Here is a 19029-nt window from a genome sequence, read left to right as displayed (position 1 = left end):
TGTTCTATCCAACGTCTTACGCAGAAATGGCTTGTCACCGCACTAAATATATCAGACTTCCACCTTCATCGAAAGAAGATGAATTCCCTGTAACTGTTACACTTCACCAAACATGGTTATTTCGACAAGCCAATGATAAAAGGTTACAGTGTGTTCGGTTGAATTCAGCTTGACTTTAATGGTAAAATTCAACAATCGGTTCTATTTTGAACCGAAGAAGAAAGGTGGTTTATCACTTGCATACATTGACCAAACACAAGTCCAAAACATGGGCTGCCCTAATTCTTAGCGGCATGCTCCTCTTCACCATGAATACAACGAGTTACGCCGCTGCCTCTACCGAATCCATGCCCAAACCGGCGTGGACGTCATCTTCCCTGATGTTATCTGAGGCCAATACGGAAAAAGATGTCCTGATCAAGGGAATCCATGCCGTGCCATCCAAAAATCTTGTATATGTACATGCCTCCCAGCCCGTAACGAAAACAAGCAGCAAAACAACACTGGACTGGCAACTGGACTCTCTCCAAGCATTCGATGCTACAACTGGACAATTGAAGTGGAATACGATATTCCATGAGAAAAGTGGTCCTTATACCACCTACTCCGATTCGGTATATGCCAGCAACGGTACAGCTTATGTGTATATGGAATATTCGGACAAAACCAAAAAATTGTACTCATTCAATACATCTGGTAAAACCAACTGGGTCAAAACGGTGAATTCACCTGCAAGCATATCCCTATTGGATAACGATACGCTGATGGTTGCTTCAAGTCAGGGCGTGCAATCGAATGGTTCGGTTCGCTCCGCCATCTCGTTATATGACAAAAAGGGCAAGCTGATTACTGAAAAAACCATCATCGGTAACGTGCTTAAGGCTGATCATGGTCGAATTGTAGTGGATGCCAGTAAACAAACCAAGGTAGGCAACTTCTGGCAGCAAGCTGCGAATCCCAAAGTGGAGATCTATGATCGTACGTTGAATCGTCTGTCCTTCTACCAATTCCCTGCCAATGCAAATACATTAGGAGATGGTGGCGGTGAATCCCTGGCCATTCTGGACGATGGTTCCATCATTATGCGCGCCAATTTTGAGAACACAGGTAACCGACTGATGGGCTTTGGCATCGATGGCAAGCTTGCTTGGGGACGTGCCATTGCTGGTGATGCCTACATTCAGACGGCTGGAAACGGTTATACAGTCTTTACAGGGCAGAAGCTGGAATTGTACACGATGAAAGGTAAAGTGACCGAGCGTACATTCAAAGACGCACAGCCTGCATTGATGCATGTCGACCAGACACAGGATGGTCAGTATCAGCTTGATTTTGCCAAAACAGGATACATTCTTGATTCACAGACGCTGGAAGACGTGCATATCTACACGACCAGTGCCTCGGTTCCTTCATTAGAAGGTGTCTCTACTTATGTGGATGATGTCATCTATTCCATGAACAATGAGACATTATCCAAATATGCATTAAAGGTTGCTGCAAAATAATGAACAGAGCGCTTCTGTATGACCGCCTAAACGGTTGACAGGGCGCTCTTTTATTTCAAATCCGCCTGGCTCCCTTTACTTGTCATTTCTTCTCATCCTGTTATACTGGTAACGTTCTCTTGCTTCACCCTAATCTTGATAGGCCAAAGGAGCTTAACCTTCCTATGATTATTCAGTTCATTCGATACAGATAACTTGGGGCATAGCCATAAACCTCTTTTTTTGAATTTTGTGCAGAGGTTTATTTGTTATGCCCTTTTCTTCAGTTATCCAAATCTGAATGAATGGGGTGTTATTCCATGTCAGTCCATCGCAGAGAACGTAGCGCTGCGCTTATTAATCCATACATCCATATGTTGAACTGTCCAATCTGCCATAGCCCTATGGTAACCATTAACTCAGGGAGCATTCAATGTGTGTCCAGGCATAGCTTTGATCTTGCAAGACAAGGCTATATCAATTTCATGACACGTTTTTTCAAGGGCAACTATGACAAACGTTTATTTACAGCCAAAAGGAATATCTTATCGGAAACCGGTATTTATGCTCCTTTGACCGAAGTAATACGCAGGTGGATCGCACGTTATTTCGTTGACATCAACTATCCCGTGCACATTCTGGATGCAGGCACAGGAGAGGGAACATTTCTGCAGCAGATTACGCAGAATACTCCAGCCGTTGGCTGGGGCATCGACATTGCCAAAGAAGGCATTGCCATGGCTTCCTCTGCCTACAACCAGCAAATTTGGTTTGTCGGCGATCTGGCATGCAGTCCGTTTGCAGAAGGTCAGCTGGACATCGTCCTGAATATACTTTCTCCTTCCAACTATGAAGAGTTTGGACGAATTCTGAAAGATGGGGGATGGATCATCAAAGTCATCCCCCGTGAACGATATTTAGTTGAACTGAGAGAAATGCTGTTCCTGAATCGACCTGATCGAGCAGACGGCCGGGAACTTACGCTGGACCGATTCCTCAAACATCATCATCTCATCGCCAGCATTCCGCTGACCTACACGCTGCCCGTCACCGCAAACATGCTAGATTCACTCGTTCATATGACACCACTTTCCTGGCATCGGTCGGGATTATCCCTGATGAGCATTCAAGCTTCCTTGTCGAAGATTACCATTGACGTAGAAATACTGGTGGGAACGAACAATTAGATAACCGTTATGGCTGATTTCAGCCGCCATACAGCCAAAAAGCCGGGCGAGTTCCAACTGGAACTTTCCCGGCTTTTCATGTGATCTGATGCATTATTTCCAATTCTCGTCTATAAATTCGTCCCGTCCGGATAACGCACGGTCTTCCTTATAATGTTTCTCGTTTTTCTTGTGGTAATCCTGATGATAGTCTTCAGCCGGATAAAATATAGCTGCATCGCGAATTTCCGTAACAATCGGTTGACTGAATCGTCCGCTGGCTGCAAGTTCCTGTTTGGACTGTTCAGCAAGCTCACGTTGACGTTCATTATGCACAAAGATTGCCGTACGATACTGTGTCCCCCGATCCTGGAACTGGCCTCCGTCATCCGTCGGATCAATCTGTGGCCAGTACAGCTCCAGCAGTCGTTCATAAGGGAATACATCTGGATCAAATGTAATCTCAACCACTTCGACATGACCGGTCACCCCGGTTTTGACCTGCTCATATGTTGGATTGTCGACGTGACCGCCGGCATAACCCGATATAATGCCATGAATGCCTGGTTGTTCTTCAAACGGTGTAACCATACACCAGAAACATCCGCCGGCGAATGTAGCTTTTTCCATTCCGTTCATCCCCTCTTATCTAAACTACCTTTTACACTTACCACTCCGATGACAGAACAACCTTCTGATCTCTGTTATCCCCAGATTTTTTATATTTGGCTTTACAAGGAGAAAATCTGGTGATAAAGGCGAGTGTATGCTTTCGAAGCAGCTTTCTTGCAGAAAGCTTTTAGCTCCACTTCTTCAGGTTATTTCTGTCATCTACGTTCTCGTGTAAATGTTTAGTCCAATTTATATAGATAGCTTAATACGCATATCTTTATATATTTTAAAACAACAAGAGGTTGATTGAAAGCCATCGTTATGGCTCTCAATCAACCTCTTCATTGATAATGCATTTGGCTGACAACTTATTCAAGAAATTATCTTGAAATGGTTACCCGCGACTACGTCCCATCGAACGGAAGATCAAGCTTACGATGGCTACAAGAACGATCGCACCAATCAGTGCTGGTACAATATGGAATCCGCCCATCTCAGGACCCATATCGCCCAAGATCACTCCACCTAACCATCCACCGATGAAACCAGCAATGATGTTACCAATAACACCACCTGGAATGTCACGACCAACGATCAAACCTGCCAACCATCCAATGATACCACCGATAATTAATGACCATAACCAACCCATATCATTCACCTCTAATTAAAGTTTTTGTTGTTGTCTGTCTACTATTAACCGCTACAGAAGCATTTAAACAATTGGCATAAAAATTTTTGCATATTACCTTTTGTCCCCATGCATCTTCCTCTGCAAAACAAGCCTTAGTCAGGTATGGAACAGATCGCGTTACTTTCCGGCATCTCACCAGCTCAGGGCTGCGTTATGTACCTCCCGAAAGTCATTGTATGTTAGAGCAGACAAGGTTAGTATCACCAATTGAGGTAGGATTATTTATAAAATTGCGTCATATTATAGGATGGATGGGTTAGGTCTGATCAATAAAAGCCTGCACGGCCCTTACCTGGCTGCGCCAGCCAAGTATGTTTATGGCTCTTATCCAGCTCGCCACGCATCGACTGAATGACTTTTACAATGTCTGTCTGTCCATTCTGATGCCATTCGAGCGCAACGCTCACATACAACTCACCCAGCTGCGCAAGAGAAAACGTGTCGGTCAGACGAGCAGCTTCAATTGTTCCTTCTTCACCCGCAAATACGGTGAAGCCTCGTTGGCGCAAGTATTGCAGGCGCAGCGCTTCATCTGGCAGCGGAATTTCGTAAGCTCGGTCAAACCGTCCAGCACGGTTCATGAGGCCCGGATCTATTTTCTCCGGATAATTCGTTGTCCCGATCAGGAAGATGCCTTCTTTGGACGTAGCTCCATCCAGTGTATTCAGGAAAAAGGAACGGACTTCATCCGGCATCGAATCGATGTCCTCAATGATCAGTACCATGGGTGCCAACCGCTTGGCAGCCTCGAACACTTCACGCACCGATTCACTGTTGGTATACTCTGTAATCTGCCAATACGCAGCCGGGCCCGGGATACTTCCCGCAATGGATTTTACCAACGTGGTCTTACCATTCCCTGGATGCCCATACAATAAAATGCCCCGTTTGTACGGGATATCATAATCTCGGTAAAAAGAACGATCCGCTTCGAAAAACTGATCCAGCGAGCGGAAAATATCCTGCTTGATCTGTGCCGAGAGAACAACATCCTCTCTTCCCACGGAACGAGTGATGGATTCCACATGGCGATCGCTACCATTCCGGGCATCGGTGTAGACCGTTACTTTTTTCATATTTTGCTGACGTTCCCGTTCCCGGACACTTCCCAGAAATTGCTTCATCTCCTCATCACCGACGGCAAAGACAAAGTCTTCACTGTAGATCCCGTTCTCTCGGAAAAACGGAACCCGCACAAGTGCTACGCCCCATTTCGGATAAGCAAATACGTTATTGCGAATGGAGTAATGCACACCATAAGTGGGTACATCTCCATCATCGTCGTAATGCAACGTCTGAAGCTCCAGATCCTCGAATATGCGGGCTACCAATTCCACTTCGTCACTGCCATTTTGCAAGTCTTCCCGGAGTAACTCCCAGTATTCATTGTTCGGGTCAGAACTGGCATAAAGCTTGTACTCAACTCCATAGCGCTGGAGGAGCGCCTCACTGATTCCACGAATCAGCCTTGAATAGATGGCGTACCCTTCCACTCGAATTCGGGTATCATGTTGTTCGTCATAGGTATAGATCGCCTGGGTTGGATCTATTTGTTTTTCGTTTATTGTCATTATTTCGCTCCCTTTACCGCTACAAGCGGTTTGCATTTGGCTACAACTTGAGCCAGGCCTGCGCCGGTAACACTGTCTATAATTTCATCTACATTTTTATAAGCCTGAGGTGATTCATCAATAATGGATTCAAGTGAGCGTTGGTTTACCACGATCTCATCTTCTGTACCCACACCCAGTGCCGTTGCAAAATCTTCCACGCTAATCAATCGTTTCGTTGCCGTCCGTGAACGGATGCGACCCGCACCGTGACATATTGAATAATAATTATCAGCCCCCTGCGGCTGACCTACCATGATATATGAAGCAGTTCCCATGGAACCGGGAATAAGCGCCGGATGTCCTGTTGCCAGATAAGGCTTTGGATTGTCCGGGTGACCTGCCGGCAACGCACGTGTTGCCCCTTTGCGATGCACAAAAACGGAGCCTTGGTCTACATGAGATTCCTCCCAGGCATAGTTGTGCATCAGATCGTATAACGTGCGAAATTCACATTTGGAGCCAAACACATCCCGGAATGCTTCGCGAATAGCATACGCAATCAGATGACGATTGACAACAGCGTAATTTAATGCAGAATACATCATGTTCACATAATGACGACCTTCCGCATGCTCCAGTGGAGCAAATACCAGTCTGGGATCGGATGTACCCAGGTTAAGCCGCTGCATGACTTTGGCAATCGCTGACGAACTCGTCTGACTTACATAACCACCCCATGCACGAGAGCCGGAATGAATCATGACCACGACCTGTCCATCATACAATCCCCAAGCTTCGGCGATTTCACGATTCTCTTCAGCAATCTCAATCGCCTGGATCTCGGCAAAATGATTTCCCCCACCCAGTGTTCCAAGCTGACGATGCGAACGATGCCACGTCATATCAGGAACGTGGTTTAACACATCCTCATCGTAACTGAACTTGCTGCTTTCCACATGTGTCATCGCGGTTGATTTTTTCGGTGTATAGCTGTCCGGAATATACTTTTTGGGTAAACCATGCAGCCCTTTACGAACAATATGCTCCAGTCTTATATCCGAGTAATGACCTCGCTGGTTTGCCTCCATCGGCAATACTTTCTCAATGGCCTTGACGAGTTTACGGCGGAGCTTGATGTCTTTCAATTCGTCCTTGTGCAAGTTTGTCATATGCACTCGCATGCCACAGCCAATGTCACTGCCAACAATGGAAGGAGAAACGTATCCGCTCTGCGCATCCCACACGGCTGTCGTTCCAATGCACGTACCTACACCGACGTGTACGTCTGGCGTGTAACTCATATAAGAGATTCCCGGAATCTGCAGATTATTGTTTGCCATCTCGAATACCTTGTAATCGAGCGAGGAGAAGAGCTGTTGCGCCGCATATACGGTTAGGTCGCCTGCAGGCAATTTTACTTCATGCCGGTAGCCACCTGCGATTTCATTTGGATTAGTAAATAAATTAAATTCTGTATTCATAAAAGTGTATTATTCCTTCCTGTACGTTCAGCAAATTCGGTTTGCTTATTCATCTGTAAAATAAAACTAAAAAAAGCCATAGGCTAATCGCCCATGACTTCTACTGAATGACAATAACGGAGAACAGAGCAGCATAAACATGCTGTGTGTCTGTCATCCATCGCTATAATATAAGCGAAGAACGCATATCGATTATAAAAACCGCTAAACGATATGCCTATCCCCTATGTCGACCGTATGAGGCCAATGAAACGATGAGCCGGATATGCTATTGTGTCTACGTTGCGCCCTGTTTGAATCAAATCATAACCAAGCATCATGTCTCTCGGCCTCCCTTCGTTAATGTTAGTCTTATATTAAAGGGACTAGAATTCATGTGTCAACCCTTTTCTTGGAAATTGGACCATGTTGCATTTTTCATATGTAAACAAAAACAGGAGACTGTCCAAGGACAATCTCCTGTTTTCCAAATAATAATGATGTTGTTAGCGTAACATGATTATTACAGTCCTGCTTGTTTTTCCAACTCTTCAACCGGATTTTCGTCTTCTTTTTCAGGAACTTTGGAAGACAGGAACCAACCACATACCGCAATGGTGATCAGTACAATATAGAATCCGAATTTCCAAATTTTATTTTCCGGGAAATGCTCATCCAGAACACCCAATGAAGGGTGTGCGAGTGTAATAACTGCCAGCTTAACCCCTACCCAACCTACGATTACAAATGCCGCAACTTCAAGTCCTGGACGGGAATGAAGCAATTTCACAAAGTATGAGGCTGCAAAACGCATAATCACAAGCCCGATGAATCCACCGAGGAAGATAACGATAAACTGTCCTCCGTCGAGTCCGCCAATTGCAGGCAATCCACTTGGTGGCAACGCCACGGCCAAAGCAACAGCAGCCAGAATGGAATCAACTGCAAATGCGATATCCGCTACTTCGACCTTGAAAACGGTCATCCAGAAACCAGATTGTTTTTTCGGTTTCTTAGGCGTTGAATCAGCTGCTTCATCTGTCTTATTGCGACTACCCAGTATCTTTTTAACGATGTGGTTAATCGAAATATACAGGAGATACAGGGCACCGATCGCTTGTACTTGCCATACATCGACGAGGAAAGAGATCAGGAACAACGAACCTAAACGGAAAACAAATGCACCCATCAAACCATAGAACAACGCTTTTTTGCGCTTATCTTCAGGCAAGTGTTTAACCATGATTGCGAGTACCAATGCATTATCTGCTGCGAGTAATCCTTCAAGGACCACTAAGACAGCAAGCACCCACCCATATTCTAATAATAATGAAACATCCAACATTGACTCCTCCTTAATATTCTTATGATGTACAAAAAAAAGGACCTTTACCATCACTGGTAAGGTCCTTTTATATCCACAAAAAGAGACCTTTACCGAGCATGAAAACTTGGTAAAGGTCTCGCTAACAACAAAATTGCTGCCAATAAAGCCGGGGATATAATCCCGAATTGACGACTTTACTGTAAAAGCTACTCCCCTTTAACAGGAATATGTAGTTTTAGTTGGAACGGGTTGTTTAACCTGTACTCATCATATTTCATAACGTTAAATAAAGTCAAGCTTTATTTCGTTGACGATACAGCTTACGGAATACGACAACATCGTAGATCATATTCCCCAGTGGAATGAAAGAAACAAAGAACAGAGCAATCGGACGGCGCAGACGCCACTTCTGTGAGGTGTACATACTCACCATAAATAACAAATACATTAAAAACAAAAAACCGTACAAATTTCCAAACCACGTGACAGCCTGCGGCATAACCCCGGCATCTCTCAACGGAAAAGCAACAAACAGTAGCAACACGTACGAAATGCCCTGCAACCACAACATCAGCCGGAAGCGCCCCAGCGTAGAATGTAACATTATTTTCCTCCTGCTTTTATACATGTAACGAATTCAATTGTTCTCGTACAGTATATCACAAAAGCTGAATATCTCGCTTAATGCCATGCAGCAGATTATTCCTGCACACTTATATGGGTGGTTCATCTACCATTTCGCAGGAGCCAAATGCTTTAACTTCTCATAAGATATATGACGAAGATTGTTACAGATGTCGGACAAGGAGGAGCCGGATCATGAAAATAGCTATGGTTGCACCCGAGAAATTGCCTTTGCCCGGTAATGGTTCCGTGGAAATCTGTATCCTGGGCATCGCTCGTGAACTAGCCCAACGCCATCAGGTGACCATTATAAGTCGTCAAATGCAAGGTCTCGCCGCCACAGAACAGATCGATGGGATCACCATTCAACGTGTCCCTGCAACGAGTCCTGTCATGTATACCAAAGCAGTCATACGTTTGTTATCCCAACAACCCTATGATGTAATTCAAGTGGATAACAGGCCACGAAGTATGGCGACCATCAAACGAGCTTTTCCACGCACACCTGTTGTACTCTATCTTCACTCATTAACGTTTGCTCAGCCCGGGCCTTCCAAACTCACATTAATGAAAAAAGCTGATTGGATTGCCGTCAATAGTCAATCCCTGAGACAAAGGTTAGGCCGCAGATTTCCGTTGGTAAAACACCGGATGAGTGTTGTTCCACTGGGTGCAGATCTAAGCCGCTTCAGGCCTGTTGAATCCAGCGAAGAACAGATTCATCTGCGTACACAATTTGGAGTAACTAAACCTTTCTCTATTCTGTATGTCGGCAGGCTGATTCCTGGAAAAGGTGTAGACGTATTAATTCGTGCAACTGCTCTCCTTCAGCAACAGATGCCTGTTCAACTGGTTGTTGCAGGCAAAGGACCTCCGTATTACATGCGTAAACTTCGCGAACTTGCCCAAAAACAAAAAGTCCATGTTTCCTTCCGTGGTCAGATAAACCATGAGCATATCGATCAATTGTATCGGGCAGTCGATTGTCTGGTCTGTCCGTCTCAAGAACATGAAGCTTTTGGCCTGGTTAATGTTGAGGCGATGGCTTCAGGATTACCCGTCATTGCTTCGGATAACGGAGGTATTCGTGAGATTATTGAATCAGGTATCAATGGATACCTTGTCACCGCTTATAAGCGTCCCCAACGTTTCACCTCTTACCTATACAAACTTGCAAGCAATCCCACTTTTGCCGAGATGTTAGGGAAGGCTGGCCGAGACAGCGCAAGGGCACACTTCAGTTGGGCAAGAACAGCCATGCATCTGGAAGCGACCTATACCAGGCTCATCCGTAAATGAGCCTTTCTTCTGTTAGGATGATCAAGCTTTTTCACGAAATTGCCATCCCTTAATCAAAGAATCCATCTGCGGAACAGGAATGTGACTCATCTCAATTAACTCCATAATAACCATATCTCTCATCATGAATCGTACTTTGGCACACGTGAGTTGATGAAATACATCGTAGAATGCCGTCCCGATCCAACATCCATGAGGTACGACAAGTGGATCATTAACGATATAACCTACGGCTCCGATCGGGGGAATAACAACCTTAATCGCTTGATGATCCAAAAGATTATCTGGATCTTTGACGAGATACACGGTATCCCCCACTTGTAAAACCTGTACTCCATGGTAGTGGTCCATCCCATACATAGCTGCGAATAATTTGGTGCTCATATTACCTGCTCCTTTTCCTGTATTTCTCCATGATTAAAATTTTAAAGATATATCGGTTTCATAACGTTCCAACCACTCGACAAGTTGCCTGCGTATCTCTCTACGAAACTCACGAGGTTCAAGTACCTCCGCCTCGGGCCCAAATTGATACAACCATTTCAAAAATTCTCTGCTGCTATTCAGTGTCACTTCAAATAACAATCCCCCATCCGACATATTCGTCATTCGCGGGCGAACAAACATTTCTTCTTCTTTTATGTAGGGGGCCACTTTCTCAGAGAATCTTACCTTGAAATGGATATTTTCGTCGCCAGGGTCAATAGACCATGTGTTCTTCATGTACTGTGTTATGTTGAAATCACCCTTGTCGAAACCGGCATTTGTTCGTGTCACATCCAAAAAACGGCTAATTCGAAACAATCGAACTTTTTGCAGCAAATGGCAGTATCCGATCAAATAAAAACGTTGATCACGTGGAATGAGATAATAGGGATCGATATCCCGGACTGTGATCTCATTTCTTGTCAGCGTATGATATTGAGTACGAATGGTTTGCTGGCTTAGAATAGATTCAATAATGGGAATCAGCAAATTAGGGTCTTTTCCTTCCTCGCGATAAGCTGGCGTGCCCATCCGAATAATTCCCGCAATATTCTCTACAATGTCACTGTTTCTTGATTTTAATTTGGTATGAGCCGACATGACCTTGTCAAACGCTGAATCAAACTCAGCAGGTAACTTGGAGGTATCAACTACGGACGGAAGCATGGAGAAGACCATCGCTTCCTGTTCAGTAAAATCTAATGGATACATCGCAAACTCACCAATAAATCGGTAACCCTTGCCGTATCCTTCATTCATAATCGGGGCGACCCTATCCAAAATCCGGAGATCACGATAAATCGTGCGTACAGTCGTACCGCATTTCAGCGCCAACTCCTTGGCCGAAATTCCAGGATTTGCTTGTATAGCCTGAAGTATACGCAGCAGACGAATTAATTTCTCTGTCATGTAGTTTCTCCCCTTCGATATTTTATCGGCAAGGAAAACTAGTTCCTTTAGTACAGAACTAAATCTTTAGTCCCAATATCATTTTCGCAATTTCACCATTTTTGTATAGTCCAATTGCACTCTTACCCCCTTTTAATATACATTCTCTTACTTGCTTGCGTAAAACATTAACCCAAAAGCCCTTAAACCTAAGCCTGAAAGCCTATACAATTTTCTAAAAATAATACAAAAAAAGCCCTGATCTCTACAAAGAGACAAGGCTTTTCTCGGAATTACTGGTTATGCAACTGTAATAATTGATCCATCACATTTGCCATATGCTCACAGAGTTCAGGAATGTCCCCCATCTGGTCTTCATTCACACTGCGGTCAAAATAAACGTGAGCCGTGACGTTATACATGATTGGCTGTTCATCAAATATATATCGGATGTTCTGGCACATCCTCTGCTCAGGCCAGCTCTTCTGTAATATCGGACGAATAACCGGGCACTGCTTCTCAGGTTCCTTCACAACCATACTAAACCGTAGTTCCAAACGGCAACCCGGATTCGCACCAGGCGTCTCCAGGATCTCCGCTGCAAGCTCCTCAAGGGAACTGCTTAATACAACTTCCCCTGTTACTTCCGGGTGATCCCTGAGACAGAATTGTAATGTGAACTCTCTGGACATCACTGCCATCTCCAGGCGATCGTTACGCCCCGTAATCTGAATACGTTCGTCCAGGTTATCCATATCATAGAGATAATTCTCAAACCCGACTTTCAGATTGTCATACACCGTTGGATCAAACATTGAATTAAACCTACTTTCTAACCCTTTAACATGTATTGTAGTACATTCTCATTTTTCATGCGACTAGCACAATCTTTTGTCCTGGAAATTTAAAAAGCCCAGTCACTAGGACTGGGCTTAGGCTAAGCATGGGATCTGATGAGATCCCTGAGCTTCGCTTATTCTTCTGTAGCTTTTTCTTCAGCTGCCGGTTCAGCTTCCTCAGCAGAAGCTGTTGGCTCTTCCTCAGCCGCTTGTGGCGGCATGACGGACGCGATGATGGACTCAGGTGATGTTATGAGTGTCAAACCTTTATCCAGTTTAATATCCGCAGCAGTCAAGCGATCACCAATATCCAATCCGCTCACATCCACCTCAATGGACGTTGGCAGATCCGCAGGCAATCCTTCTACTTCCAATTGTGTTTCTTGTGTCTGGAATACACCGCCAGCTTTCGAACCGGCTGCTGTACCCTGGAAGTCGATCGATACACTTACGCTGATCGGCTTGTTCTTGGAAATTTGCAGGAAGTCTACATGCAGCAAACGTCCGTTACGCTCTTGCTGATCCTTGATCAGCACCGGAACCGTTTTACCGCCCTCCACATTCAGGTTGAACATTTCGGAGCGGCCTGTGCGTGCCACTTTCAGCATTTCTTTTTCATCTACATGTATTGAAGCACCTTCAAGTCCCGGGCCGTAAACGACTGCGGGAACTCGTCCGCCTTGTCTTAACAGGCGCAGTGCTGCACCTTTCTTTTCCGTTCTTGGCGTTGCTGTAAGTTGAGCCATTTTTCCGTTGGATTTCATGATTGAACATCCTCCTTCAAGGGATCACTACATTATATTTGTTGGAAAGCGCTAAAGCGTCGCTTATAGACCATAATGGTCTTTTTTCCTTTGGCCGAATCGTGGGCCATATCTATATTTACCCCAATGATAGAGGATCTCAAACACGAAACAGGACAATTAATTATTTTTTGGCAAGTTATGCGGCTTATAATCAGACCAAAAAAGCAGTCGGAATCTCTTCCAACTGCTGGTTTAACAAGGTTTTTCCGAACTACATTCGACGTTATAAATAAAGAAACTATGCGCTATTACGATCCTCCGTTTTTTCGCTTTCACGAATGATCTGCATCTCGTCTGATCCGCTACGGACAATAATGTGCACATCCCCGTCTTCAGGTACAATGTCCACGTAACGGTCTCCGCACGTATCTTTAGCTTCCCATTCGTTCAATCGAATGATCAGTCCCAGGTGATGCAGACCCGGAGCAACGCGGAAGCGGGCTTCGGCGGCATTTCCGACTTGTTCCAGCCGTACTGCTCCGTCCTCCATACCTGTGCCCCATACCCAGACATCCCAACCTTCATAATGCTGGTCTTCCCGTTCGTATCGAAGCGTGACGGTTCGCGAAATCTGTTTATGAATCGTCACGGCAAGAGTTGCCCGGATTCCTCCAGCTTCAGCAATAATATGGGTTACTCCAGGTGTCATCGCACGTACGATCCCTGCTGCACTCACCGCTGCAAGTTCTGGATGAGAAGAGCTCCAGCGTATATTTGAATCCTGAAGCGGCTGACCAAATTGATCCAGAACCAAAGCACGGAAGCGACTGATTCGAGTCATGTACATGACAGGTTCGCCCACAATTTCGATTCGTTCAGCATGACGATAATCCACTTGTAACATACAGCTTGCCGTTATGTCCCCACAGTGGACTGTAATCGAAGCTTCCCCCCGTTCCAGTGCATGGATTGTTCCATCAGGCTGGATCTGAATAACATCCGGATCAGAAGAAGTCCAGGTAACTGGAGCTTTTTCCACCACATTGCCAATGCTGTCCCTTACAATCGCTCGCAGTTGAGTGGTCTCCTTCGGACTATATACCTGGCGAGGAAAACTAATCTCCACTGTTGATGGTTCAGCGCCTCCAGCATGCTCTGTGTCATACAGTACCATTAAAGACCATCGTTCTACCTGAACAGTACCACGAACAGTCTCGATCAAGTCTGTGCCTGCCTGATGATCATTGACTACAACATGCCAGTCCCCTTCCCCCAGGTCGACATGCTGCTCATGTTCCGTTCCGTTATAGATGACCATAATCTGATTCCAGGTGTCCTGATTCGCACCATCCTGAAGTATAAAGGCAACTACATTGCCATCCGCACGAATAACACGAAGGTGATTTCGTACCTGTTCAGCATCAATCATACGAAAAGCGGGATGTGTACGCCGCAAATGAATAAGACCACGATAGTAGTCGAACACCGGTCTGAACCGTGATTTGTTGGCCCATGTGATGGCGTTCACCGCATCCCCGCTCCGATAACTGTTATGATCACCGGCTTTGGATCTGAGCATCTCATCCCCTGAATGCAGAAACGGAATTCCCTGAGAAGTAAGCAGAATGCCGGAAGACAGTAAAGAGCGACGAACCATCTCATGATTCAAAACATCATCTGCATCCACATACCGATAAGGATCTACTGCTTTTACAGCGGACTCAGCACTCCCACCACCTACGGGCTGTCCGTCCTTCCATACGGGAAATCCTAATTCATGCCTAAGGTTCATCGTTGTTGCAATTTTATCCCACAGATTGAGATTGTCATGGGCAGTCACATAATTGACAACTTCCACAGGTGAAGATGTGAAATCATCCAGTCCTCCCGCTAATCCCCTAATAAGCTCATATTCCTGCCCTCCGGCACCCGTGACAAACCCTCTGCCACTGCCATCACTATCGCCCTTGATTGCACTGCGAAAATGATCATTAAATACAGCAAATCCCTGACCTCGCTGGGTTCCTTTTAATGTTTTGCGGTCCAAAGGTGAGTCTCCACCCATCCAGGGTTCCCCATAGATCAGAAACGCCGGATCGATCTGCTCCCTCAATTCGCGTGTCAATTCATTCATCGTTTCCGTATCAATCAGGGCCATAAGGTCAAATCGAAATCCGTCCACATGATATTCTTCTGCCCAATATCGGAGAGAATCCAGAATATATTTTCGCACCATTGGACGTTCTGTCGCCAATTCATTGCCTACACCCGAACCATTACTGAGGGTGCCATCCTCCCGATAACGGTAATAATAGCCTGGTACAACTCGTTCAAAAGGCCCCTCTTCCACGCTATACGTGTGATTATAGACAACATCAAGTACAACGCGAATGCCTTGTCTGTGCAGCGATTGGACGAGTGATTTGAGCTCCCGAATTCGAACTGCAGGATCACGAGGATCTGTCGCATAGGAACCTTCGGGAACGTTATAATGCTGGGGATCATACCCCCAGTTGTATGGTGCTCTGACATTTGAACCCACATCTGCTGTAGCGAGTTCATTCACCGTCTGATAATCCGCCACAGGCAGAAGATGTACATGAGTGACTCCCAGTTCTGCAAGATGGTCTACGCCAATACTATTGCCTGCTCTATCCGTCAGACCGGATGCCGTGAATGCCAGATATTTCCCCTTATACGGAATATCTGCATGTGGGTCTGAGGAGAAATCACGGACATGTAACTCATATAACACGGCATCGACAGGACGCAGAAAAGCAGGTTTGACATCCAGGTCCCAATCGACTGGATTGGTGGTCTCCGGATCGATAATAGCCGTTCGTTGCCCATTAGCCGTTACCGCTCTGGCGTAAGGATCAACAACCACTTCAATCCGCTGATCATCATGAATAATTCGGTACATATAATAATGTCCTGCCCAATCGTCTGTAAGCTCCAAAGTCCATATTCCATCCGCATCACGTGTCAAGGGATGTTCCCGTCCACCTGTATGCTCTTGCACCTTACCATCCTCGTTGTAATGCCCTTCATCGTCAAAAACCAATATATAAACCCGTTGTGCCGTAGGTGCCCACAATTTAAAAGTACTTGCAGCACGAGTATATGTTAAGCCAAGATCGTTGCCTTCGTAACGAAAAGAAGTCCATTCCGGCATCGTTCCCACCGCCTTTATATCCATTGTTTTCGTGTTGTCCCGATGTTACGGAGCGGGACGTGATTTGTCAACCCGGGGTTGTCTGTACTCATCATATCGGTCCAATTTGCGTATTCAATTAGCAATCGCTTTCAAAATATAGGATATGAAAACAAGCGCCATAGATTGACAGCATTTGTACCTGTCCCGACAAAAAAAATTTGGAATATATAAGAATATAATGCAGGATGTCATTTGGTTGAGATTAAAAATGTACTAACCGGAGCACAGCATAAAGAAGGTAGAGACATCACAATGTACAGCCCTGCGACCCAGGCAATGGTTTCTGAAGCATCAACAAATCCCCCTTTCATACGGGAAAGGGGGATTTGTTTTATCTCAATTTATTTGATTAGATTTGATTGGATATCTAGAACGTGGCCTTGTTAGCGATTTTACTAATGTTTACTAATTGTTTGTTGGCAGCCTTCAATTCAATTCTTGGCAAGCATGGTTTTCATCAGGCATTGGAATACATCACTGTTATAGATATTGCATTCACATTTACCTCTCCGTCCTGTACGCTACGTATCGTATCAACGCCTGCTTGCCCTTTCTCTACAATCACATTCCATGTCCCTATGGGAATAGCGATGTCACGGTTTTCTTTTGCCGCGTTATAGATGACAACAATGCGTTCCCATGAATCGCTGGCTGCTGTACCGTTCAGTTCATAGGCTAGCAGCCCATTGCCCTTTTCTATTAGACAAACATGCTTCTCGATCTCTTCCCGTGTACGAAGTCGAAATATTGGATGCTCTCGCCGAAGACGGATCAGCCCACGATAATAATCAAATACCGGCTTGAACAGCTGCTTTTGCTCCCAATGTATGGCATTGACTACGTCTCCACTCTGGTGGCTATTGGCGTCCCCATATTTGCTGCGAAGCAGCTCATCTCCAGCCGCGATCAGGGGAACACCCTGGGAGGTTAGAACGATACCATTGGCAAGCAGACAACGCCTAACGGTCTCATTCTCCAGAATGTGTTCCGAATCGATTTGCAGGTAAGGCTTAGCCTTCTCTACTGCCTCTTCGACACTTTGGCATCCACGAATACTTCCATCCTCGTCATAGGTGAGGAAATTCAAGGTATCATGGAGTCCTTGTGTACGAGCGACTTTGTCCCACAGGTTGAGATTATCATGCACTGTTACATAGTTAATCGTCTCGGATGGACCATCCGTAAAATCCTGGATGGCTCCCCGGACCCCAGTCCACAATTCGTCTTCTTTCCCGTCCGCACCTGTCGCAAATCCCCTACCCATGCCATCGCTGTCTCCCTTGATCACTCCGCGGAAATTATCGTTAAACACAGCAAACCCCGCTCCGCGCTGCGCTCCTTTTAGAGTCATATCATCACCAAGCGGCGAATCCAGTGCGCCCCATGGTTCACCATATAACAATATGGAAGGTGACACTTCGGTGTGCAATTCCGCTGCAAGCTGTTTCATCGTAGTTGTGTCGATCAGGCCCATCAGATCAAATCGAAAACCGTCCACATGGTACTCCTCTGCCCAGTAACGGACAGAGTCGATGATAAACTTACGAACCATGGTGCGTTCAGTAGCCACTTCATTACCCGTACCTGAACCATTGCTATAGGTCCCATCGGCGTTTTGTCGATAGTAGTACCCGGGTACCAATTTTTCAAAAGAGCTGCCTGCCGTATCAAACGTATGATTATATACCACATCCATAATGACACCTATTCCCTTATTATGAAGGGCAAGCACCATTGATTTAAACTCACGAATTCGTGTCTCCGGATCATTTGCACGTGATGCATAGGAACCTTCCGGGACATTGTAATGAAGTGGATCATATCCCCAGTTATAGTTGGACGCATCAGACGTATCACCATCCACCCTGGATTCATCCACCGTCGCAAAATCAAATACAGGCAGCAGATGCACATGGGTAATCCCGAGTTCAACCAAATGATCGATCCCCAGTGTGTTGCCCTCCGAATCACGCAGACCCGTCTCGGTAAAAGCCATGTATTTGCCTTTATTCGTTATACCAGATGATGGATGAATGGAAAAATCACGTACATGCAGTTCGTACAGGACTGCGTCTACAGGACTGGTCAATTTCGGGCGAATATCCTCACTCCATCCCTTCGGATGTGTCTGCTCCAGTCTGACAATTACACCCATTTCTCCATTCATGGTCACTGCTCGGGCGTATGGATCTACAGCAGTAGTTGAATGTCCATCTTCGAAAGTAGGCTTGTACATGTAACGGTAGCTACTTAAATCGCCCTCCAGTTCCAGAACCCAGACGCCTTGTTCTTTCTTTTGCATAGGTAACGCCTGCTGTTTCCGTTGATTCGGCTCTTCCTCCGGGGTCCCCCCTGTCAAAGGTGGATACAGAAGTAGTTCCATCTGAACTGCTAACGGTGACCAGACTTTGAAGCGACAGGCTTGTGCTTCTAATGTGACACCCAGATCTCTTCCTTCGTATGTATCTTCTGAAATCAACATATCCTGCTTATTCTCTTCAATCATATGTGTGGTTCCCCTCTCGTTGAGAAAATTAATGAATATGGATGGAACGAATGCTCCTTACCCTTTATACCCGTTCTGCTGCCCAGCCATAATCCAAATTACACAAAAGAAGACAAACGTCATGTAGA

General features: G+C 45.5%; 15 protein-coding genes. 3 read left to right on the top strand and 12 right to left on the bottom strand.

Going from position 1 to position 19029, the window contains the following annotated elements:
* Positions 1-236 precede the first annotated feature (236 nt).
* Positions 237-1505: a PQQ-binding-like beta-propeller repeat protein gene (locus tag BLS69_RS00605; protein WP_091027766.1), complete on the top strand. Its 1269-nt coding sequence runs from the start codon at positions 237-239 to the stop codon at positions 1503-1505.
* A 284-nt stretch (positions 1506-1789) separates the two neighbouring features.
* Positions 1790-2671: a putative RNA methyltransferase gene (locus tag BLS69_RS00600; RefSeq protein ID WP_091027763.1), complete on the top strand. Its 882-nt coding sequence runs from the start codon at positions 1790-1792 to the stop codon at positions 2669-2671.
* Between the two features lie 93 nt (positions 2672-2764).
* On the opposite strand, the gene msrA is transcribed toward BLS69_RS00600, so the two are convergent.
* The 6 genes from msrA to BLS69_RS00570 all read right to left on the bottom strand — a co-directional run bounded on the left by msrA (position 2765) and on the right by BLS69_RS00570 (position 8900).
* Positions 2765-3280: a peptide-methionine (S)-S-oxide reductase MsrA gene (gene msrA, locus BLS69_RS00595; protein WP_091027761.1), complete on the bottom strand. Its 516-nt coding sequence runs from the start codon at positions 3278-3280 to the stop codon at positions 2765-2767.
* Between the two features lie 376 nt (positions 3281-3656).
* A complete protein-coding gene (locus BLS69_RS00590) occupies positions 3657-3914 on the bottom strand; it encodes a GlsB/YeaQ/YmgE family stress response membrane protein (RefSeq protein WP_062835823.1) in 258 nt (85 codons plus the stop codon).
* 308 nt (positions 3915-4222) lie between these two features.
* The gene (locus BLS69_RS00585) at positions 4223-5527 is read right to left on the bottom strand and encodes an ATP-binding protein (protein ID WP_091027759.1); all 1305 of its coding nucleotides are present in this window, start codon (positions 5525-5527) and stop codon (positions 4223-4225) included.
* Positions 5527-6990: an RtcB family protein gene (locus BLS69_RS00580; protein WP_249911918.1), complete on the bottom strand. Its 1464-nt coding sequence runs from the start codon at positions 6988-6990 to the stop codon at positions 5527-5529. The genes BLS69_RS00585 and BLS69_RS00580 overlap by 1 nt, the downstream gene beginning before the upstream one ends.
* Before the next feature lie 502 nt (positions 6991-7492).
* Complete coding sequence (locus BLS69_RS00575) at positions 7493-8314, bottom strand: TerC family protein (protein ID WP_083657153.1); 822 nt, start codon at positions 8312-8314, stop codon at positions 7493-7495.
* 274 nt (positions 8315-8588) lie between these two features.
* Complete coding sequence (locus BLS69_RS00570) at positions 8589-8900, bottom strand: DUF3817 domain-containing protein (protein WP_176872519.1); 312 nt, start codon at positions 8898-8900, stop codon at positions 8589-8591.
* 215 nt (positions 8901-9115) lie between these two features.
* On the opposite strand from BLS69_RS00570, the gene BLS69_RS00565 reads away from it, so the two are divergent.
* Positions 9116-10219, top strand: coding sequence for a glycosyltransferase family 4 protein (locus BLS69_RS00565; protein WP_091027752.1), 1104 nt, complete (start codon positions 9116-9118; stop codon positions 10217-10219).
* Positions 10220-10240: 21 nt separating this feature from the next.
* Here the strand turns inward: BLS69_RS00565 and BLS69_RS00560 are convergent, their stop codons facing one another.
* From BLS69_RS00560 to pulA (BLS69_RS00535), 6 genes are all read right to left on the bottom strand, one after another.
* A complete protein-coding gene (locus tag BLS69_RS00560) occupies positions 10241-10603 on the bottom strand; it encodes an HIRAN domain-containing protein (protein WP_091027751.1) in 363 nt (120 codons plus the stop codon).
* Between the two features lie 33 nt (positions 10604-10636).
* Entirely contained in the window at positions 10637-11614 is a 978-nt protein-coding gene (locus tag BLS69_RS00555; RefSeq protein ID WP_091027748.1) for a helix-turn-helix transcriptional regulator, read from the bottom strand.
* Between the two features lie 272 nt (positions 11615-11886).
* The gene (locus tag BLS69_RS00550; protein ID WP_091027747.1) at positions 11887-12408 is read right to left on the bottom strand and encodes a hypothetical protein; all 522 of its coding nucleotides are present in this window, start codon (positions 12406-12408) and stop codon (positions 11887-11889) included.
* A gap of 158 nt (positions 12409-12566) precedes the next feature.
* Positions 12567-13196 carry a 50S ribosomal protein L25 gene (locus BLS69_RS00545; protein ID WP_076212356.1) on the bottom strand — a complete coding sequence of 210 codons (630 nt, stop codon included), beginning with the start codon at positions 13194-13196 and terminating at the stop codon, positions 12567-12569.
* Positions 13197-13476: 280 nt separating this feature from the next.
* A complete protein-coding gene (gene pulA, locus BLS69_RS00540) occupies positions 13477-16353 on the bottom strand; it encodes a type I pullulanase (protein ID WP_091027744.1) in 2877 nt (958 codons plus the stop codon).
* A 499-nt stretch (positions 16354-16852) separates the two neighbouring features.
* Positions 16853-18901 (bottom strand): type I pullulanase, encoded by a 2049-nt coding sequence (pulA, locus tag BLS69_RS00535; protein WP_091027742.1) that lies wholly within the window; start codon positions 18899-18901, stop codon positions 16853-16855.
* Positions 18902-19029 lie beyond the last annotated feature (128 nt).

It is taken from the genome of Paenibacillus sp. CF095 (assembly GCF_900101225.1).
GTDB lineage: Bacteria > Bacillota > Bacilli > Paenibacillales > Paenibacillaceae > Paenibacillus.
The sequence above is the reverse complement of the archived record's forward strand: the minus strand, read 5'-3'. Positions and strand labels throughout refer to the sequence as shown.

Bases quoted from the DNA above. Each gene is read 5' to 3' on its own strand.
- BLS69_RS00560 (WP_091027751.1), bottom strand. From the start codon at position 10,603: ATGAGCACCAAATTATTCGCAGCTATGTATGGGATGGACCACTACCAT.
- BLS69_RS00580 (WP_249911918.1), bottom strand. From the start codon at position 6,990: ATGAATACAGAATTTAATTTATTTACTAATCCAAATGAAATCGCAGGT.
- BLS69_RS00590 (WP_062835823.1), bottom strand. From the start codon at position 3,914: ATGGGTTGGTTATGGTCATTAATTATCGGTGGTATCATTGGATGGTTG.
- pulA (WP_091027744.1), bottom strand. From the start codon at position 16,353: ATGCCGGAATGGACTTCTTTTCGTTACGAAGGCAACGATCTTGGCTTA.
- BLS69_RS00600 (WP_091027763.1), top strand. From the start codon at position 1,790: ATGGGGTGTTATTCCATGTCAGTCCATCGCAGAGAACGTAGCGCTGCG.
- BLS69_RS00565 (WP_091027752.1), top strand. From the start codon at position 9,116: ATGAAAATAGCTATGGTTGCACCCGAGAAATTGCCTTTGCCCGGTAAT.
- BLS69_RS00555 (WP_091027748.1), bottom strand. From the start codon at position 11,614: ATGACAGAGAAATTAATTCGTCTGCTGCGTATACTTCAGGCTATACAA.
- BLS69_RS00550 (WP_091027747.1), bottom strand. From the start codon at position 12,408: ATGTTTGATCCAACGGTGTATGACAATCTGAAAGTCGGGTTTGAGAAT.
- BLS69_RS00585 (WP_091027759.1), bottom strand. From the start codon at position 5,527: ATGACAATAAACGAAAAACAAATAGATCCAACCCAGGCGATCTATACC.
- pulA (WP_091027742.1), bottom strand. From the start codon at position 18,901: ATGATTGAAGAGAATAAGCAGGATATGTTGATTTCAGAAGATACATAC.
- BLS69_RS00545 (WP_076212356.1), bottom strand. From the start codon at position 13,196: ATGAAATCCAACGGAAAAATGGCTCAACTTACAGCAACGCCAAGAACG.
- BLS69_RS00570 (WP_176872519.1), bottom strand. From the start codon at position 8,900: ATGTTACATTCTACGCTGGGGCGCTTCCGGCTGATGTTGTGGTTGCAG.
- BLS69_RS00575 (WP_083657153.1), bottom strand. From the start codon at position 8,314: ATGTTGGATGTTTCATTATTATTAGAATATGGGTGGGTGCTTGCTGTC.
- msrA (WP_091027761.1), bottom strand. From the start codon at position 3,280: ATGGAAAAAGCTACATTCGCCGGCGGATGTTTCTGGTGTATGGTTACA.